Below are 19,223 nucleotides of genomic sequence, written 5' to 3'. Positions count from 1 at the left end.
ATACTGCGTCAAGGAGAGGTCTCATTCAATTAAGTACCCTCTCCAAATCCTCTTCTCGCACTTTCATCTAGAATACAGGAGAGAAATTTTCTGGCTTAAATCTTGGCAGCCAATTCAGCACCTTGACGAATCGCACGTTTTGCATCTAGCTCACCCGCTTCTTTCGCCCCACCAATTAAATGAACTTTTTTACCTGCCTGCTCAAGTTGATCAAACATAGCCGTATATGATTCTTGACCTGCACAAATCACCACATGATCCACGTCTAAGACGGTAGTTTGTTCGTTGATTGTGATATGTAAGCCTTGGTCATCAATTTTGTTATACGTTGCACCTGGAATCATTTTTACATCGCGATTTTTTAATCCAGTACGATGAATCCAACCCGTCGTTTTACCCAAGCCTGCACCAACTGAAGTGGCTTTACGTTGTAATAAGTAGATTTCACGTGATGGCTGTTCTACTTGAGCAGGTTTTAAACCTCCTACATTAGAATAAGATGTATCAATTCCCCATTCATCATAAAATTTTTGAGGATTCAAGCTTCCACTTTCCCCCTCATGGGTTAGATACTCAGCAGTATCAAAACCAATACCACCAGCACCAATAATCGCAACACGCTGTCCGACTGATTTTTTCTCTCTTAAAACTTCGATATAAGACAACACTTTTGGATGATCAATTCCTTCAATATCTAAATGTCGAGGTGTCACACCTGTAGCGACTACAATTTCATCAAACTGATCTGTATTAAGCTCTTCAAAAGTTGCAGTATGATTAAGTTTTAATTGAATTAAAGGCTGCAACTCAATTTTTCGCTTAAAGTAACGCAATGTCTCATAAAATTCCTCCTTTCCTGGAATCGTTTTTGCAATATTGAATTGCCCCCCAATTTGATCGGTTGCTTCAAAGATGATGACCTGATGACCACGGTCAGCTGCATAAGTAGCAAAACTCAATCCTGCAGGACCTGCACCAATGACAGCAATTTTTTTAGGCGTATGGGTTTCTTTAAAAATGAGTTCAGTTTCATGGCATGCACGTGGATTAACTAAGCATGACGCAATTCTGAGTGAAAAAATATGATCCAAACACGCTTGGTTACAGCCAATACACGTGTTGATTTCGTCACTTCTACCCTGTTCAGCTTTTAGTACAAATTCTGCATCTGCAAGCATTGGGCGAGCCATAGAAATCATATCTGCATGACCTGAAGCTAACACGTGTTCAGCCATTTCAGGGGTATTGATACGATTTGAGGTAATCAATGGAATATTGACTTCACCTTTTAGCTTTTCTGTCACCCATGTAAATGCTGCTCGAGGTACTTTCGTTGCAATCGTGGGTATACGCGCTTCATGCCAACCAATACCTGTATTAATGATGGTTGCGCCAGCTTTCTCAATTTCTTTTGCAAGATGGATGACCTCCTCAAGCGTTGAACCGCCCTCAACCAAGTCGAGCATCGAAAGTCTATAAATGATAATAAAGTTTTCACCCACCTCTGCACGGGTACGTTTTACAATTTCAATCGGCAAACGAATGCGGTTTTCATAACTCCCACCCCATTCGTCATCACGGTGATTGGTACGTGCTGCGATAAATTCATTGATGAGGTAACCTTCAGACCCCATAATCTCAACACCATCATAACCTGCATATTGAGCCAGCTTTGCACAGTTAGCAAAATCATCAATGGTTTGATGAACTTCAGCCGAGCTTAAAGCATGAGGTTTAACTGGATTAATTGGTGCTTGAATTGCTGATGGCGCAACATTTTCAGGCTGATATGAATATCGACCAGTATGCAAAATCTGCATTGCAATCTTACCGCCAGCATCATGTACTGCTTGTGTAATGATTTTATGTTTCTCAGCTTCAGCAATCGAGTCTAATTTTGACCCTCCAGCAAAAGTCACACCAGCATCGTTGGGTGAAATCCCCCCCGTCACGATAAGACCGACCTGTCCTTGAGCACGCTCAGCATAAAATGCGGCCATACGTTCATAGCCACCTTCAACCTCTTCTAAACCTACGTGCATTGAACCCATCAATACACGATTTTTTAAAGTGGTAAAACCTAAATCTAGTGGTGCAAGTAAGTTTGGATAATTTGACATTCTGACCTCATGGCTCGCGTTTGCTTGCTATTATTGTGTGCTTCATGCAACTTGTTGCATAAATATATATTCTAATTTTGCTTTTTATGCAACATGTTGCATAATAAAGTTGATTCAAGATTTTACGATATATGATTTATGTCTTTAGCACATGTTTTGTTGACCAGTCTCATTGAAAAACCAAGTACAGGTATTGAACTTGCGCGTCGCTTTGACCGTTCTATGGGATTCTTTTGGAATGCAACTCACCAACAAATCTATCGTGAACTCAATGCTATGCAAAAAAAAGGTTGGATTTCGACTATTGATGAAGGCGATCCCAACTCGAGAAAGAAAAAATATAAAGTTGATGCTCTAGGTCGAACTGAACTTGCCAATTGGATGGTACAGCATAGTGAGCCTGCCCAACTCAGAGAAGAATTGATGGTGCGTTTAAGAGCTGAAGCACAACTAGGTGGTAATAATGTGTTGACAGAATTGGAATCTCATTTAGAGATTCATAAAAATAAGTTAAAAATATATCAAGCGATTTACGATAAAGATTTTGCTAATAAAGATAATGATGACCGTACACTCTATATTCACAAAATGATTCTTCAATTAGGCATTGAATTAGAGCAAGGTTGGATCAGTTGGTTAGAACGTGTAATTCCACAATTGAAAATAATGAATACAAAATAAAGGATATATCTATGCCATTTTATACCATGCAAGATGACGAAAAATTATATGTTCGTGAAATTGGTCAAGGTGAACCTGTTTTGGTGCTATCTGGTTTAGGAATGCAAAGTTGGCAATGGATTCCTTTTTTTGCACTTAATTTAAAGAAATATAAATTCATTATTCCTGACTGGCGCGGTTTTGGTGGGTCTAAGCATTGTAAAATTCCAGATACTGATGCTATTTCAAGTCACTGGAACGATATTCAGGCATTGATCAGTCAACGCCCTAGACAACAATATAGAGTGATTGCTTATTCTATGGGGGCAACTACTGCCATGCATGGTATGCAATATGGTCAATTTGCTGATCAAATCCAAGCATACTTGCATATTGATCAAACCCCTAAAATACCTTCTGATGAAACTTGGAGTTTCGGGCTATTGGGCGATCGCTATCCAGAGTTCAAAAAGCTACTCATCGAACTTTCTTCTTTTTTACATCAACATGAAAATTATCAAAACCTGAGTAAATTACCTACTCACTTAAGCCGCGAATTAGTCGAGCTTTGGGTTAAGTTTTTATCTTTACAAGATAATCATCAATTGAGCGCTAAAATTTTTAAAACAACACTCAATCAACCGAAAATTCAAAAGTTAATCCTCCCTATGCAACGTCTCGACTATATGCGTTGGTACATTGACAACTATCTAAACCATAAAGAAGATTACAGAGCATCGATCTCAAAGTTAGAATGTCCAGCAACTTTTTTTATCGGCGCTAAATCCGCACTCTATCCAGCGCAAGGGCAAAAGCTCATTGCTGAATCGGTTAAAAATCATCGTATCGTACTGTTTGAGCGCTCAGGGCATACGCCTTTGATCAATGAACCCATTAAATTCGTACAAGAAATTTCTAAATTTCTGAATCAAACTATATAAGCTCTAATGAATATTTGAATATTAAGTTGATCCAGACGTCATACGTGGGCACAAAATCAATAGGATGGAGATTGGATGAATCAGTCTAAAACAAAGCTTGTGATTTTTTCGGGTGCTGGTATGAGTGCTGAAAGTGGTATCAATACATTTCGAGATAGCGATGGACTTTGGGAAAACCATCGCATAGAGGATGTCGCAACGCCCGAAGCTTGGCGTAACAATCCTGTTTTAGTACAGCGCTTTTACAATGAACGGCGAAAAAAAATTTTAGCATCTGAACCTAATGCAGCACATCTTGCGATTGCAGCACTTGAGCAACATTTTGATGTACATGTGATCACGCAGAATATTGATGACTTACATGAACGCGCTGGAAGCAAAAAAGTACTGCATCTTCATGGAAATATAAGACTCGCCAAAACCTCGGGGCCAGATGCTCAATTCACAGACAAATTTTACACAATTGAAGGTACTGAACTGGATATTTCTCGTGACTTTTGTGACGCTGGATACCCACTTCGTCCACATGTCGTATGGTTTGGTGAATCCGTTCCCGCTTTTGAAGAAGCAGAAGTGATTTGCCAGCAAGCTGAAATCTTTGTTGTGATTGGAACGAGCTTAGCTGTTTATCCTGTTGCAGGCTTAGTACACAGTATTTCACCAAGTTGTGATGCGTATTATATCGACCCTAAAGCCGATCTCGGCCGTGTGCCACAACACTATACATGTATCTCAAAATCAGCAACCGAAGGAATGCAAGATTTGGCCAAACTTCTTTCTTCAGTTCAGCCAAATTGAGGCATGGGCTTATTTGAGTTTATCAAAATAAGGTTTTAACCATCGATATAACAAGAAGCCAATTAAGACAATCAAATACAAAGGCCAAATCATTAATAAAAACACCAAAAGATCGAGCACAAATTGCCAGCCATATTTGATGCTATTCCAAGCACGCTGAATAAAGTGATCACCATTTAATCGCGCCACTGCATCAATATCAATATCAACCCTTTCTCGGACTAGTGTTGGTTGATTCAGTTGTAAACTGATCGTACTGAATTTAACACGGTCTTGAACTTCGAGTTGAGTGAGCCGTGTGATTTCATTCAAATGAGCTGGTCGTGCTTGACTTGAAATAGTCTGTGCTTGATTCATTTTTTCTTGGAGAAGCTTCAATTCAAAACGTTGTGCACTATAGCGTTGCTGATTCAAAAAAAACATTAAAGGTAAAAGTTGATTAACAACATGTGGGGCACGCTCACTCGGTACACGTAGCACCATAAAAGATACAGGTTCAACTTTTTCAAATACTTTTACTTTGCCTTCTGAAATATTCTGACGTTTAAGATCAACCACATTGAAATCAATATCTTTTCTTTCAATAAATCCGCCAGCTTCAAGGGTTATTTTTTCTATCTCTAAACTGCTTTTCACCACATCTTTAACAGTAAAGTTAACTTGCGCCTCTCGAACCATACGACGAGTCAGTTCAACTGGATTAACCTCTTGATTTAATATGACCTCAGGTTTTTGCTCCTGGACGGGCAAAGTATTTGGTTCAGCCGCTTCTTGCATATCAACTTGCGTATCAGCAGTATTTTCTTGAACTGCTTCAGCAGAATGTTCCTCTATTTTTTTTGAACAGGATGCCAGCAACATCGAACACAGCAGCGTGCTTATTACTATTCTTTTCATTCATTTTCTCTAAATTATAATGTTTGTATTTATGGCTCATAATTTTAATTATTATAAACATTCAATTAAGAAATTATACTTAAAAGTTTCAATGAAAATGGCATACCTCATTGAATGAAATATGCCATCAATTTATATTCAATTGACTTTCAGATTCTACCTACTCTATTAACTTACTTTGTCCATGTTCATATCATCGACAACATGACCCGCGATCTCAGACACTAAATTTTCAAAAGAGAAAATTTGATTTAACTGCTCTTGCGTCAAAAGATTCTGCTCAATGACAACTTGCTGAATGGTTTTATTTTCTGCAAGACAAACCTTCCCAATTTCATCACATTTGGCATGACCTAGAATCGGATCTAATAATGTGACGATACCAACACTTCGCATCACTGCATCGTAACAAGTCTGTTCATTTGCAGTAATACCTTGAATACACTTGTTTTCAAGTGTTTGCATTGCTTGAATTAATAAATTGGTTGATTCATTCATGGTCAGTGCAATTACAGGTTCCATGACATTTAATTGTAATTGCCCCGCTTCAGCTGCCATGGTCACTGTCAAATCATTACCAATGACTTTAAAAGCAATTTGATTCACTACTTCAGGAATAACTGGATTGATTTTCGCAGGCATAATGGATGAGCCAGCTTGTAATTCAGGTAATCTAATTTCAGCTAATCCCGTACGAGGCCCTGAACTTAATAAGCGCAGGTCATTACAAATTTTTGAGAGCTTGACGGCTAAACGCTTTAAAGTACTTGATAGAATAATAAATACGCCACAATCACTGGTGGCTTCAACATAGTCTTCAGCACCTTGTAATTTCAATCCAGTAATTTGAGAAAGCTTTTGAACCACTTCTTGTGCATATCCATGAGGTGTGTTCACACCCGTTCCAATCGCAGTCGCACCCAAATTTATTTCTAGCAGTAAATGACGCATCTTTTGGATGAGGCGATAGTCTTCTTTTAATAGCGTCGCAAATGCACGAAACTCTTGTCCGAGTGTCATAGGTACAGCATCTTGGAGTTGAGTTCGCCCCATTTTAATTACGTGTTGAAATTCAGATGCTTTGATCTCAATAGCAGCGATTAATGAGCGCACTTGAGACAATAAATCTTCTAAACTGTAATATGTTGCTAATCTCAATGCAGTGGGATAAACATCATTGGTCGATTGCGATTTATTCACATGGTCGTTTGGATGAATTACATCATATTGACCTTTTGGCAAGCCGAGATGCTCGAGTGCAAGGTTAGCCACCACTTCATTACTATTCATATTAATAGAAGTTCCAGCTCCACCCTGATAAATATCAATTGGAAATGAAGATTTCCAGCTTTCAGGCTGCTCAATCAATTGATCACAAGCCCATTGAATCGCTTGACTGACGTCTTGACTCAATTTGGAAAATTTTAAATTTGTCTGTGCTGATGCTTTTTTAACCTGTGCCAATGCACGAATAAAATGTATGTTTTCACCTATCTGTTGATGCGAAATCTGAAAATTCTCCATCGCACGTAGGGTATGAATCCCATAGTAACGATCGAAAGGAACCGCTTTTTCACCGAGCAGATCCCGCTCTATTCTTGTTTTATCAAATTCAACCGTAGACACTTTTATTACTCAACAATAATGCACCATTATCATGCAATATCGATGATAGGCTTCATGCTTATTTTCACTATTGATTTAATACTTCTTTATGCAATAAAAAATTACAACTTCGCTGTTTAAGTGACTAATGTAACTTTATGTTAAAGACAATCATTTATAGAATTGTTTTAAACCTCAAAGTAAACTTTTTTTGAAAAAATAGTCTTTGTAACTAAAATTACATTCAGTTTCACTAAACGACTATAAATCTCACTCAAATGTAACAGAGCGTAATTTTCAAAACATGCTTGAATCAGCTCCTCGAATAATTCGATTAAAAATTCATCTCGGAAAGATGGTCATTTAGGACAGACAAAGGATGGCATAGCAATGAGCCAATTAAATCCTACGCTAATCACATTTATTTTTTATATTGTGGCGATGCTTGGCATTGGGCTTTATGCCTACAAAGCCACGAATAATTTTGATGATTATATTTTAGGTGGTCGGAGTTTAGGCAGTGTCGTCACTGCATTATCCGCAGGTGCATCAGATATGAGTGGCTGGTTACTCATGGGCCTACCTGGTGCAATTTATCTCTCAGGTTTATCCGAAGCTTGGATTGCCATTGGTTTAATTATCGGTGCTTGGTTGAACTGGCTGTTGGTCGCGGGTCGTCTACGTGTTCATACCGAAATACAACATAACGCATTGACTCTCCCCGACTATTTCACCAGCCGCTTTGGTGATCGGAAAAAAGTTCTTCGTATCATCTCAGCTTTTGTAATTTTGATTTTTTTTGCAATTTATTGTGCCTCTGGCATGGTCGCAGGTGCACGTTTATTTGAAAGCCTATTTGGTTGGGATTACAACACAGCCCTATGGATTGGAGCAGTGGCAACGATTAGTTATGTCTGTATTGGCGGTTTCTTAGCCATCAGTTGGACAGATACATTCCAAGCAGGCTTGATGATCTTTGCGCTTTTACTTGCTCCAGTAATGACCTATTTAGCCATTGGTGAAAATGCTCAGCAAGTTAGTGTCATTGTGGAATCCGCACGCCCATTAGCGAATAATTTACTTTCAGATCTCAGCACTGTAGCAATTTTATCTTCAATGGCATGGGGACTTGGCTACTTTGGTCAACCACATATTCTTGTGCGCTTTATGGCAGCAGATTCCGTGAAGTCTATTCCAGCTGCACGTCGAATTGGAATGACATGGATGATTCTATGTCTTGGTGGTGCAGTCGCTGTCGGTTATTTCGGAATCGCTTACTTTGATACGTTTCCTCAACTCGGTGCTGCAGTCAATGCAAATCCTGAAACAGTCTTCATGGAATTAACTAAAATCTTATTTAATCCATGGGTTGCAGGAGTGATTCTTGCCGCGATTCTTGCTGCAGTGATGAGTACCCTAAGCTGCCAACTATTGGTATGCTCTACCACGCTTACAGAAGACTTATACAAAGCATTTATTCGTAAATCTGCCTCACAAACCGAGCTGGTTTGGGTAGGTCGTTTGATGGTATTAATCGTTGCGATTATGGCAATCTTCCTTGCAATGAATCCGAACAGCAAGGTACTCGGTTTAGTTGCTTATGCGTGGGCTGGCTTTGGTGCAGCATTTGGACCACTGATTATCCTTTCTCTCTTCTGGAAACGAATGACCATCAATGGTGCATTGGCAGGTATGATTGTTGGTGCTGTTACCGTCATTGTATGGAAAAACACCATGGCTGATACTGGCGTCTATGAAATCATTCCTGGCTTTATTTTATCTTGGGTGAGTATTATGGTGGTGAGTTTATTAGGCCGCCCGCCAGCGCAAGATGTGACTGACCGTTTTGATGAAGCTCAACAGAAATATGAAATTGAAATGCAAGAAATCAAAAATGGAAGGTAATGAGAAATAAAAAATTAAGGGGCTTATAGCCCCTTTCTTATACATTTACTTTTTAAATGTTTGCTTAAGTTGCACTTGCGAAGATTCCTTAATAACTTCCATCACTGGATAGCTACGGGTTTCTTTGATGCCAGGCAGTTGCCATAAAACCTGTCCAGAGATCTTACGAAACTCTTCCATGTTGGCGCAACGAATTTTAACTACAAAATCAAACCCACCGCTGATCATGTGACATTCAACAATTTCAGGGTAACTTCTCACTGCATCAGAAAATTCTTCTAATACATTTGGAGTTGTTTTATCTAATAAAATTTCGACAAATACCACAAAACTTCGATTCAGCAGATCTGGATTTAACTTGGCTTCATAACCTGTAATATATCCATCTTTGGTTAGTTTTTGTACTCGAGCAAGCGCTGCTGTGGGAGAAAGATTGACCATTTCAGCAAGTTTTATATTTGATAGACGCCCATCTTTTTGCAAGATATCTAAAATTTTTAAATCTGTACGATCCAACGTCATCATTTGAGTCTGCATGCGAATTATTCTCTAAATTTAACTCTAATTATAGTGAGTTATGCACCATATTTTCTGTAATTATAAATTAAATAAACCTTAAAGATAAATCTATTTCATTGTCACAGGACGCTGGCGTATATCTCATGGAACAACTTAGCTCACCCCTTTCTCGCCCAATAGACATTCAAGACATTACTGAATTTAAAGATAAATCAGATCTAGAATTAGAAATAAATCGTGCATGGCGCCGTGATGAATCTGAATGTGTCGAAACACTTCTCGAACAGACCGAGATTGATCAAGAAATTTCAGACAAAATTTATCAATTAGCCTTCAATTTAGCGCATTCATTACGTGAACGTAAAGGGTCAGCGGGCAAAGCAGGCATTGTACAGGGTTTATTACAAGAATTTTCATTATCTTCACAAGAAGGTATTGCGCTCATGTGTTTAGCTGAAGCGCTGTTACGTATCCCTGATAAAGCAACACGTGACTTATTGATCAAAGACAAAATCAACCAAGGCAATTGGAAAGATCATTTAGGTCAAAGCAGCCTAATGTTTGTAAACGCGGCAGCATGGGGCTTAATGTTGACCGGTAAATTAATGGAAACACCTAAAGCAAATAGTTTATCTGGTCTACTCACAGGCATCTTGGCACGAAGTGGCCGTGGCATTATTCGCAAAGCCGTTGATGTTGCTATGCGTATGATGGGTGAACAGTTTGTTACAGGTGAAACCATTGATGAGGCGTTAAATAATGCCGAACGATTAGAAGAACAAGGCTTCCGTTACTCATATGATATGTTAGGTGAAGCAGCACTTACAGATCATGATGCGGAGCGCTATTATCAAGATTATACAAATGCGATTCATGCGATTGGTAAGGCATCGTCTGACAAAGATGTTTACGAAGGCCCCGGTATCTCAATCAAACTTTCAGCACTTCATTCACGTTATCAACGCTCGCAAATTGACCGTGTACACGATGAGCTTTATCACAAAGTCTTTAATCTAGCGGTTCTAGCGAAACAATATGATATTGGTCTAAATATCGATGCTGAAGAAACTGATCGTCTGGAAATTTCATTGGAACTTCTTGAACGCTTATGTTTCGAACCGAAATTGAATAGCTGGAAAGGCATTGGATTTGTGATTCAAGCTTATCAAAAAAGATGTTTTTACGTGGTCGATTACATCATTGATTTAGCTAAGCGTAGTCAAAAACGTTTAATGATTCGTTTAGTCAAAGGCGCCTATTGGGACAGTGAAATTAAGAAAGCACAAGTTGAAGGCATGACCGATTATCCTGTCTTTACTCGAAAAGTGCACACAGATTTATCTTATATTGCATGTGCTCGCAAACTTTTAGCCGAACCAGACTTTATTTATCCGCAATTCGCGACACATAATGCACAAACCTTAGCCACTATTTATCATTTAGCAAATCCTGAACAATATTATAAGGGACAATACGAATTCCAATGTTTACATGGCATGGGCGAACCACTTTATGAACAAGTCGTCGGTTCTAAAGCAGATGATAAACTTGGCATACCTTGCCGAATTTATGCACCTGTCGGAAATCACGAAACCCTTTTGGCTTATTTGGTTAGACGATTGCTTGAAAATGGTGCAAACACGTCTTTTGTAAATCGTATTGCTGATAAAACACTCAAAATTGATGACTTGATTGAAAATCCACATCAAACCATTGATGTCACAAGTCGAATCGAAGGCAAAGTTGGATTAAAGCACCCTGCTATTCCATATCCGAAACATTTATATGCTGATCATCGCCCTAACTCTCTTGGAATTGATCTTGCAAATGACCAAGACCTTGAACATTTGAATCATACTTATCAACAATGGTCTAAAGTTCAAATTAAAGCCACCCCAATGGGTCTGAGATTAGATGAATACGTACACGATACAGAGTCAATGGCAATTCTCAATCCTGCAAACCATCAAGATATTGTCGGTGAAGTGACGGAAACTCATGCCATGCAAGTGGAAATGGCGTTAGTTAATGCGACTGAAGCACAGCAGGATTGGCGAAATTTAGAAAAAGATCAACGTGCAGAATATTTAATTACAGCATCCAATGTGATGGAGTCTCGACTTGAAGAGCTAATGGTTCTGCTCAGTCGTGAAAGCGGTAAAACATTTGCCAATGCGATTGCTGAAGTACGCGAAGCAGTAGATTTCTTACGCTACTACGCAGCACAAGTGAAAGATCTAGAACACAAAGCCGTTATTCAACCCTTAGGTACAGTATTGTGTATTAGTCCTTGGAACTTCCCATTGGCAATTTTTACAGGTCAAATCGCGGCGGCACTTGTGACTGGGAATACTGTAATCGCCAAACCAGCGGAGCAGACCCCTTTAATTGCCTCAATTGCAGTTCAGATCCTTTGGGAATCTGGCGTACCACAATCTGTCTTACAGCTCTTGCCCGGACGTGGTGAAACAGTGGGTGCACAACTCAGTAGTGATCATCGTATTCAAGGTATTATGTTTACAGGGTCAACTGAGGTTGCGAAAATTTTGCAGAAAACCGTTTCAAAACGACTGAATCAATTTGGTCAATCAATACCTCTCATTGCAGAGACTGGCGGTCAAAATGCCATGATCGTAGATTCTTCTGCCCTGACTGAACAGGTGGTATTAGATGTTGTCAGCTCAGCATTTGATAGTGCAGGTCAACGTTGTTCAGCACTGCGAATTTTATGTGTTCAAGAAGATAATGCGCATACCGTGATCAAAATGCTTAAAGGTGCGATGAAGCAATTGCGTGTCGGTATTCCAAGTTTATTAAAAACTGATATCGGTCCTGTTATTGATCGCGAAGCAAAACAAACCATTGATCAACATATCAATAAAATGAAATCTTTGGGTTATCCCGTTCAACAACTCATGTGGGATGAAGATGACTCTCATCTCAAGCAAGGCACATTTGTTAAGCCGACTTTGATTGAGTTACCACATTTAGATGATCTTGAACGTGAAGTATTTGGCCCAGTATTGCATGTCATTACTTATAAATATGGCGAACTTGATCGACTTATTGATCAAATCAATGCCAAAGGCTATGGTTTGACTATGGGCTTACACACACGGATCGATGAAACCATACAAACCGTAATTTCAAAAGCAGAAGTTGGAAATCTCTATATTAACCGCAACATTGTAGGTGCTGTTGTCGGTGTACAACCCTTCGGTGGAGAAGGTTTATCTGGTACAGGTCCAAAAGCTGGTGGACCGATGTATATTTATCGGTTAATGCATGAATGTACACATAAAAAAATTGCACAACCTTATGCAACGAGCCAAGGCGTTGATTTGACTGAACATCAAAATTTATTGAATCAATATAAAGATTGGGTCAATAAGTCATTTCCTCATTACCAAATGAAGGAGTTTCAACCAAGTTGTGTCGGACATAGCTATGAATTACAAGGACCAACAGGTGAAAGCAATCAATATGTTGTGTTACCGAGACATAGGGTTTTAAGCTTGGCAGATCAGGAAATTGATCAGATTCATCAACTGCATGCCATTCTCGCGGTTGGCTCTCAGCCAACCGTTCTAGGCGAGAATACGTTTGTTCTAAAATACTTACAGTCTATGCCTAAAGAAATCGCTCAACGTATCGCCATCATTGCTGATATTGAGACAGGTAGTTTTGATGCAATTCTACATCATGGCACCAAAAATCAACTGTTAAAATTGCAAGATAAAGTGGCTCAGCGACAAGGTCCGATCATCGGAATTACACATCTAGAGCCTGGTAATTATGACATTCCTTTAGAACGCTTCTTTATTGAACGTGCAATTAGTATTAATACCGCAGCTGCAGGTGGTAATGCGAGTCTAATGACCATGCAAGCTTGATTCTGTTGAGTCAAAAAAACCAGTGCATTGCACTGGTTTTTTATTTGTGATTTAAACAGCAAGCATACTATTTAAAGTTTCCGATACATTTTTAGATTTCACGATAGGTTTCAATGCTTCGAGTTTCGCTTTGACTTCGGCTTGTTGAGGTTGGGCTAACGTGTACCAACGTGACAAAAGTTGTAACAAACGTGAGCCTACAATCGGATTCTTTTCATCCAAATATTGAGCCAACTGAATAATGTGATCTACCCCAAAACCCCAAGTATTCACAGGGTTTGAATTTAAACCACCAGTTACAGCACGGATTCGATTAGGTAGTTTAAGATCGTAATCAGCATGTGATGTCAGTTTTTGAATCGTCTCTGCTGTCGCTTTCGGATGAGCTGCTTGGATCATAAACCACTGATCCATTGATAGAGCCTCATCTTTAAAACGCGCATAGAAATCTTCTAAAATCTCAACAGCTTGCGGTGCATCATTCCACACCAACACTTTTAAAGCACCTAAACGTTCAGACATATTACGTGTTTGACGATACTGTTGCTCAGCTAAGTCAAATGCAGCCTCATCTCCTTGACGCGCAATAAAAGAAAGCATGATGTTCTTTAAGGCACGTGTACCCATAGCTTGGGAAAAATCTGACTGTGTTGCTGGATCTAAGGATAAATAAGTCTTTTTAGCAAAATCACCTAAACGGCGAGACAAAGTATCTAATAGAGCATTACGCTTTTCATAGATCACTGTCGGTTGATAATCGTGGTCAATACGGCTACCCAAATAACCTTCACTCGGAACATCAAATAAACGCGAAGCTAACAGCGGATCTTGCTGAATTACTCTAGGTAGCGTTTTTAACATTGCTTCAATATATATGTCAGCAGCTTGGTCATTTAATAAGATGCGCTCAAGCAATGTTTGCGTCGCTTGCCACTGATTAAAGCCATTGGTTTCGTACTGTAATAAGAACGCAAGCTGTTCATCAGTATAATTAAACTCTAAATTCACGGGTGCAGAGAAATTTCGTAATAATGAAATTACAGGCACCTTCGCCACGTTTTTAAACTCGATCGTTGCTTCATCAGTCGTGAATAAGTAAACACCATCTTTGACTTGATCTTCAACCAAAGCTGAGCATTCGAGTTGAAGTTGCTCACCAGTGTGTTCATCAAACAAAGCCAAAGCGACAGGAATTGGAACCGCTTTTAAGTTTGGATATTTTGGATGTGGTTTTAAACTTTGCCTAAAGGTTAAACGATAAGTTTTCTGCTCAGCATCATACTCACCTTTGGCTTCAAGCTTAGGTGTGCCCGGTTGGTTATACCAAGTTAAAAATCCAGATAAATCCACACCAGAACCTGCTGATAATGCAGCAACCCAATCTTCCACAGTCACAGCTTGACCATCATGGCGACTGAAATACTCATCCGTTCCTTTACGGAATTTTTCTTTACCTAATAAAGTCGCCATCATTCGGTTAATTTCTGCACCTTTTTCGTACACAGTCGCTGTATAGAAGTTATTAATTTCTACGAAATGATCTGGACGTGGAGGATGAGACAATGGGCCTGAATCCTCAGGGAATTGGTGCGCTTTAAGCACTGCTACATCATCAATTCGTTGAACAGCAGCGGACTGCAAATCCTCAGAAAAAGATTGATCACGGAAAACGGTTAAACCTTCTTTCAGACAAAGTTGGAACCAGTCTCGGCAAGTGATTCGATTACCCGTCCAGTTATGGAAATATTCATGAGCGATAACAGATTGAACACGCATAATCGCAGCATCAGTCGTGTATTCTTCATCAGCTAAAACACATGATGTGTTAAAAATATTAAGCCCTTTGTTTTCCATTGCACCCATATTGAATGCACTGGTCGCGACAATCATATAATTGTCTAAATCATAAGGTAATCCATAGTGCTCTTCATCCCAACGCATAGAATGTTTAAGTGCTTCCATGGCAATATGGCACTTAGGAATATCTTTTTCTTCAGCATAAATTTCTAGGGCTACATCACGACCTTCAGAAGTGACGTAACGATCTTTTAATACCGCTAAGTCTCCAATGACACATGCAAAGAGATAGGCTGGTTTCTTGGTTGGATCTTGCCAAATGGTATAATGGCGTCCTTCGCCTACTTCACCCGCTTCAATTAAATTACCATTCGCCAGTAGGACTGGAAATTTCTTATCCGCTTCGACACGTGTTGTGAAAACAGAAAGCACATCTGGACGGTCTGGATAGAACGTAATTTTACGAAAGCCTTCTGGTTCGTTTTGAGTTACAAACAGATCAGATGCTGCTTGGTATAAACCTTCAAGTTGTGTGTTTGATTCAGGATGAATTTTAACGACTGTAACGATGCATGCATCATCAGGTGCATCTTTAATCACTAACTGTTCATCATCTAGATGATATTGCGAAGAATCTAACTCTTGACCATTCAGTGTAATTGACTTCAACTCAAGCTCACGACCAAGCAACACCAAATCACCTTCAGTCTGACGTTGCATTTTTAGTGTGCCTGTCACCATCGTATGATCGTCATAGACTTGAATATTTAAATCAATCGAATCCACGACAAATGCTGGCTTCTGATAATCTTTCAAAAAAATCGTTTGATCTGCTTCGATCACTGGATTTGCCGCGATATTCATAACTCGTCCTATAAGCTGTTCTTTACAGCGATTATGCTTTTATGTGAAGTCAATTGATCATAGGTCAAAATTGACGAATTGTCTGTGTTTGACGCTCTATTTAATATGGGTCTATTCATGTTTTTTTCAATTTAATTTATTTGTAGTAACAACAGTTTGCTTCTTTATTACCCGTTTCAAATATCTTGTCTAAGTACGATAGAAATGTAACAAAAATTCACTTCTTTATTTTCAAGCATAATTATTGCTTCAGTTTAAGAGCGGTAATCATCAAAAAACTTATAAATCATAAATGAGGTGAAATATGCTCATCAGGGACCACATAGTCAGAGTAGAAAACATCAAAACCATGCAGATGATGGATGCTGCTAAAATTGATCATCGCGTGATTGCAGCATTTTTAACCAGCGAGGGAATGCCTATTGAAACATCAGAAGTCACAGCTGTATTGAAAAACTATGATGCACTCGGAATCAAGAGATTATCTCAAAAGAAATCTCAGGTACTGATCCAAGCTAAAATGCAACATTTTTCCGATTCAGAGCTCCCTTGCCCTTTAACCTATTAAATCCTCCATCTAGGTCGATCTAACACTTGAGGAAATGATTTTCTGGTTCGATCTATTCATATATTTCACATAAGCAGGCATTCACCTGCTTATTTTATTGATCGCAACACCAGTCAGATTTGTTTTCAATACTGACTCAATCAAGCGATGTTGAACAATCGTGTGTATAATTCTTTCATCTTGAAATTAAAGTGCTGCCATGTTGCAAATTCTCCAAAAAAATGCTGATGAAAGTAGTTTCTGTCCACTTTGTCAGGCCAGTATGTACTTTATTGAAGCAGAAGAATTTGATAAAGAAATCCTATTCCATCAATGCTCTTACTGCCATCATCAAGTCTTTCAAGATGAAAACCGCAACTGCCATTGTGAGCGCTGCATAGCAAAACGAAAGAAAATGATGCAAGAAACTCGCATTCAAGAACAACGTAAGATTGCATCGAAGAATAAGGACATACAAGAACTCGATTTGCATCAACTGAGCTTTATGCACAAGTTGTTTTTACTCTCAATATTAGATCAACAAGTTCATGAGCATACCCAACATCAAGAATTCATCGATTGGGAAAATATTAAATATCACACCATTACCCCAAGTTATTTATTTCAAAATCATTTGATGAAACAACTTTTGAAAGACAATATTCTTGTCCCACGTGACTTTTCGAGTGAACTCAGTCAATACTATATTAATGTCCGTCTTGACGGCTATTCTGAGCCGAGCTTGTTTAGTATTACTCAAGCGTTACGTCAGCTCTTTTATGAAAATCTGAGCCAAGGTGTACCATTTAAAAATAGTGATGAAGTCAAAAGTGCACTCTATACTCTGTTGTACCAAGAAATTATTCAATTTGCGCAATACTACTGTCGTACTTGGGGCGTTCAAATTGCTGGAAATCAGAGTTTTCAAACCTTTTGTTTTAGATTATTAGACTCTCTCGCTGTGGGTCAAATCTATTATTTAGTTCAAACTGCGCTTGAATATTTGCACCATCAGAAAGCACTCCAAGCCCGTAATGAAAATTTTATCAATACCAACCTTTTAAAAAAGACCTTACAGCAATATCGTGAACGTTCTTTAGCTGAAAAATGGGAAACCTCAACACTGCCAAGGCTACCTAACTTGCCTTTAAGTAAAATGAGCGAAATCTTATTTTTTCATTTTCTAGGCTATGATGAATCAATCTTTTTTCAACCCGTTTGGCGATCGTGGAGTAAAATCGAGCCACGTTTAAATTTCTACTCACAAAAACGTTGTATGAATTGTGGCTCGAATGAACTTTCTGTGGATTATGACGCAGATGACTATGTCAGTTTAATTTGTCGTAATTGTAATCACCAAGACCACTATTTTACACGCTAGCGAACGACTATGAATCATCCAGAAAACTTGATAGCAAATGCTCCAAAAGATATCGAGGTTCAAACCCAAGAGATTCTTAAACAGGTCATTGAAGCATGGCATCTGTTAAAAACCACTCAACCTTTAGTGCATTGTATGACCAATCAGGTTGCTGCCAACTATGTCGCAAATGTACTGTTAGCTGCTGGTGCCTCACCTGCCATGATTGATAATCCTTTTGAAGCTGAAAGTTTCGTAAGTATTAGTCAAGCTTTAAGTATCAATTTAGGTACACCTCATACAGAACAAGTTGCCGCAATGAAAATTGCCACAGAAACTGCTCACAAAAAAAATATACCTTGGGTATTAGATCCTGTTGGCTATAGTGCTGTTTTGCCATGGCGCAGTGAAATTACAAATGATTTATTGCGGTTTAAACCCACCATTATCCGAGGTAATGCTTCAGAAATTGGGAGCTTAGCAGGACAACAAAATCAATCTAAGGGTGTAGACAGTACCCTCGATAGCGCTGCCGTAGTAGAACAAGCGAAAACTTTATTAGATTACTCTGAATGTATCGCAATTTCCGGCGAATCTGATTTTATTCTTTCAAAGTCTTATGGATATATAGTTAAGATTAATGGAGGTTCACATTTACAACCAAAAGTTACCGCTACAGGATGTGCATTGGGAGCATTAATTGCTGCTTATGCTGGTGTGACAAAACCAACCATTGCATGTATTGCTGCTCATGTACATTTTGCCATCGCAGGTAAGTTCGCTTATACGCAGGCTCAAACTGTCGGAAGTTTTAATGTCGCTTTCATCGATGAACTCTATAGCTATTCGGCTGAAAAAATTCAAAACAGTGCAGATATCGAAATACTGACTTTTGCTGCATAACAAAAGGCTGAAGATCACTTCAGCCTTTTTAGTCTTACTTCTGAACTCTACCTTTACGATAATGCTCTTTTGGCATTTCCGCCAACTCAATGATCAATTGAACCGTTAAGCCTTGAGCATGATAACCATTAAAGCTATGAAGATACTCATTTAAGCGATCTGAAATAAGATTCTTTTGCACTTCATTACGCCCCGTCATGATCCCTAAACGAACATGAATATAGGCTTGAGGCTCTTCGCCAAAACCAATCAGGAAATCACTATTAGCACGAATACGTGATTTGATATCAGAAGGATGCCCCACTAGACCTGTATCAAATAAAGCGTGGTTTAAGCCTAAAAGCAACGCTTTCGCATCTAAATTTTGGATATTATCCGAATACTCAACGATCATCTGTGGCATCTTAATTCCCT

At 38.9% G+C, this 19,223-nt stretch carries 14 protein-coding genes; 8 read left to right on the top strand and 6 right to left on the bottom strand.

Features of this window, described 5'->3' with window-relative positions:
- Window positions 1-95 precede the first annotated feature (95 nt).
- Window positions 96-2,120, bottom strand: a complete 2,025-nt coding sequence (locus tag AC1M9I_RS00735; protein WP_481592697.1) for a 2,4-dienoyl-CoA reductase FMN-binding domain-containing protein — start codon at window positions 2,118-2,120, stop codon at window positions 96-98.
- A 138-nt stretch (window positions 2,121-2,258) separates the two neighbouring features.
- On the opposite strand from AC1M9I_RS00735, the gene AC1M9I_RS00730 reads away from it, so the two are divergent.
- From AC1M9I_RS00730 to AC1M9I_RS00720, 3 genes are all read left to right on the top strand, one after another.
- Window positions 2,259-2,801, top strand: a complete 543-nt coding sequence (locus AC1M9I_RS00730) for a PadR family transcriptional regulator (protein ID WP_481587528.1) — start codon at window positions 2,259-2,261, stop codon at window positions 2,799-2,801.
- 11 nt (window positions 2,802-2,812) lie between these two features.
- Complete coding sequence (locus tag AC1M9I_RS00725) at window positions 2,813-3,721, top strand: alpha/beta fold hydrolase (RefSeq protein WP_481592698.1); 909 nt, start codon at window positions 2,813-2,815, stop codon at window positions 3,719-3,721.
- 75 nt (window positions 3,722-3,796) lie between these two features.
- Window positions 3,797-4,519, top strand: a complete 723-nt coding sequence (locus AC1M9I_RS00720) for an SIR2 family NAD-dependent protein deacylase (protein WP_481592699.1) — start codon at window positions 3,797-3,799, stop codon at window positions 4,517-4,519.
- A gap of 9 nt (window positions 4,520-4,528) precedes the next feature.
- On the opposite strand, the gene AC1M9I_RS00715 is transcribed toward AC1M9I_RS00720, so the two are convergent.
- Window positions 4,529-5,416: a DUF4349 domain-containing protein gene (locus AC1M9I_RS00715; RefSeq protein ID WP_481594591.1), complete on the bottom strand. Its 888-nt coding sequence runs from the start codon at window positions 5,414-5,416 to the stop codon at window positions 4,529-4,531.
- A gap of 168 nt (window positions 5,417-5,584) precedes the next feature.
- Window positions 5,585-7,042 carry an aspartate ammonia-lyase gene (locus tag AC1M9I_RS00710; protein WP_481594590.1) on the bottom strand — a complete coding sequence of 486 codons (1,458 nt, stop codon included), beginning with the start codon at window positions 7,040-7,042 and terminating at the stop codon, window positions 5,585-5,587.
- Between the two features lie 369 nt (window positions 7,043-7,411).
- Here AC1M9I_RS00710 and putP point away from each other — a divergent pair, with 369 nt between their 5' ends.
- Window positions 7,412-8,926, top strand: coding sequence for a sodium/proline symporter PutP (putP, locus tag AC1M9I_RS00705; protein WP_180027777.1), 1,515 nt, complete (start codon window positions 7,412-7,414; stop codon window positions 8,924-8,926).
- Window positions 8,927-8,971: 45 nt separating this feature from the next.
- Here putP and AC1M9I_RS00700 read toward each other — a convergent pair whose 3' ends face one another.
- Window positions 8,972-9,463 carry an Lrp/AsnC ligand binding domain-containing protein gene (locus AC1M9I_RS00700; protein ID WP_035263751.1) on the bottom strand — a complete coding sequence of 164 codons (492 nt, stop codon included), beginning with the start codon at window positions 9,461-9,463 and terminating at the stop codon, window positions 8,972-8,974.
- A gap of 125 nt (window positions 9,464-9,588) precedes the next feature.
- Between AC1M9I_RS00700 and putA the strand changes: the two genes are divergently transcribed.
- Window positions 9,589-13,338: a trifunctional transcriptional regulator/proline dehydrogenase/L-glutamate gamma-semialdehyde dehydrogenase gene (putA, locus tag AC1M9I_RS00695; protein ID WP_481610534.1), complete on the top strand. Its 3,750-nt coding sequence runs from the start codon at window positions 9,589-9,591 to the stop codon at window positions 13,336-13,338.
- A 51-nt stretch (window positions 13,339-13,389) separates the two neighbouring features.
- Here putA and pepN read toward each other — a convergent pair whose 3' ends face one another.
- Window positions 13,390-15,999: an aminopeptidase N gene (pepN, locus tag AC1M9I_RS00690; RefSeq protein ID WP_481610533.1), complete on the bottom strand. Its 2,610-nt coding sequence runs from the start codon at window positions 15,997-15,999 to the stop codon at window positions 13,390-13,392.
- Window positions 16,000-16,303: 304 nt separating this feature from the next.
- On the opposite strand from pepN, the gene AC1M9I_RS00685 reads away from it, so the two are divergent.
- The 3 genes from AC1M9I_RS00685 to thiM all read left to right on the top strand — a co-directional run bounded on the left by AC1M9I_RS00685 (window position 16,304) and on the right by thiM (window position 18,809).
- Window positions 16,304-16,567: a hypothetical protein gene (locus AC1M9I_RS00685; protein ID WP_035263756.1), complete on the top strand. Its 264-nt coding sequence runs from the start codon at window positions 16,304-16,306 to the stop codon at window positions 16,565-16,567.
- Between the two features lie 199 nt (window positions 16,568-16,766).
- On the top strand, window positions 16,767-17,927 hold the full coding sequence (locus AC1M9I_RS00680) for a hypothetical protein (RefSeq protein WP_481610532.1): 1,161 nt from the start codon (window positions 16,767-16,769) through the stop codon (window positions 17,925-17,927).
- 9 nt (window positions 17,928-17,936) lie between these two features.
- Complete coding sequence (gene thiM, locus AC1M9I_RS00675; RefSeq protein WP_481610531.1) at window positions 17,937-18,809, top strand: hydroxyethylthiazole kinase; 873 nt, start codon at window positions 17,937-17,939, stop codon at window positions 18,807-18,809.
- A 34-nt stretch (window positions 18,810-18,843) separates the two neighbouring features.
- On the opposite strand, the gene AC1M9I_RS00670 is transcribed toward thiM, so the two are convergent.
- Window positions 18,844-19,212: a 5-carboxymethyl-2-hydroxymuconate Delta-isomerase gene (locus tag AC1M9I_RS00670; protein WP_481610530.1), complete on the bottom strand. Its 369-nt coding sequence runs from the start codon at window positions 19,210-19,212 to the stop codon at window positions 18,844-18,846.
- Window positions 19,213-19,223: the final 11 nt, after the last annotated feature.

Source organism: Acinetobacter sp. ANC_7553 (assembly GCF_056779895.1).
Note: the sequence above shows the minus strand (reverse complement) of the source record. Positions and strands in the feature narration are given on the sequence as shown.

What these genes read in the sequence shown, in the direction of transcription:
- AC1M9I_RS00700 (WP_035263751.1), bottom strand. Translation starts at nt 9,463, where the DNA reads ATGCAGACTCAAATGATGACGTTGGATCGTACAGATTTAAAAATTTTA.
- putA (WP_481610534.1), top strand. Translation starts at nt 9,589, where the DNA reads ATGGAACAACTTAGCTCACCCCTTTCTCGCCCAATAGACATTCAAGAC.
- AC1M9I_RS00735 (WP_481592697.1), bottom strand. Translation starts at nt 2,120, where the DNA reads ATGTCAAATTATCCAAACTTACTTGCACCACTAGATTTAGGTTTTACC.
- AC1M9I_RS00730 (WP_481587528.1), top strand. Translation starts at nt 2,259, where the DNA reads ATGTCTTTAGCACATGTTTTGTTGACCAGTCTCATTGAAAAACCAAGT.
- AC1M9I_RS00685 (WP_035263756.1), top strand. Translation starts at nt 16,304, where the DNA reads ATGCTCATCAGGGACCACATAGTCAGAGTAGAAAACATCAAAACCATG.
- AC1M9I_RS00670 (WP_481610530.1), bottom strand. Translation starts at nt 19,212, where the DNA reads ATGCCACAGATGATCGTTGAGTATTCGGATAATATCCAAAATTTAGAT.
- AC1M9I_RS00715 (WP_481594591.1), bottom strand. Translation starts at nt 5,416, where the DNA reads ATGAAAAGAATAGTAATAAGCACGCTGCTGTGTTCGATGTTGCTGGCA.
- AC1M9I_RS00725 (WP_481592698.1), top strand. Translation starts at nt 2,813, where the DNA reads ATGCCATTTTATACCATGCAAGATGACGAAAAATTATATGTTCGTGAA.
- AC1M9I_RS00680 (WP_481610532.1), top strand. Translation starts at nt 16,767, where the DNA reads ATGTTGCAAATTCTCCAAAAAAATGCTGATGAAAGTAGTTTCTGTCCA.
- pepN (WP_481610533.1), bottom strand. Translation starts at nt 15,999, where the DNA reads ATGAATATCGCGGCAAATCCAGTGATCGAAGCAGATCAAACGATTTTT.
- putP (WP_180027777.1), top strand. Translation starts at nt 7,412, where the DNA reads ATGAGCCAATTAAATCCTACGCTAATCACATTTATTTTTTATATTGTG.
- AC1M9I_RS00720 (WP_481592699.1), top strand. Translation starts at nt 3,797, where the DNA reads ATGAATCAGTCTAAAACAAAGCTTGTGATTTTTTCGGGTGCTGGTATG.
- thiM (WP_481610531.1), top strand. Translation starts at nt 17,937, where the DNA reads ATGAATCATCCAGAAAACTTGATAGCAAATGCTCCAAAAGATATCGAG.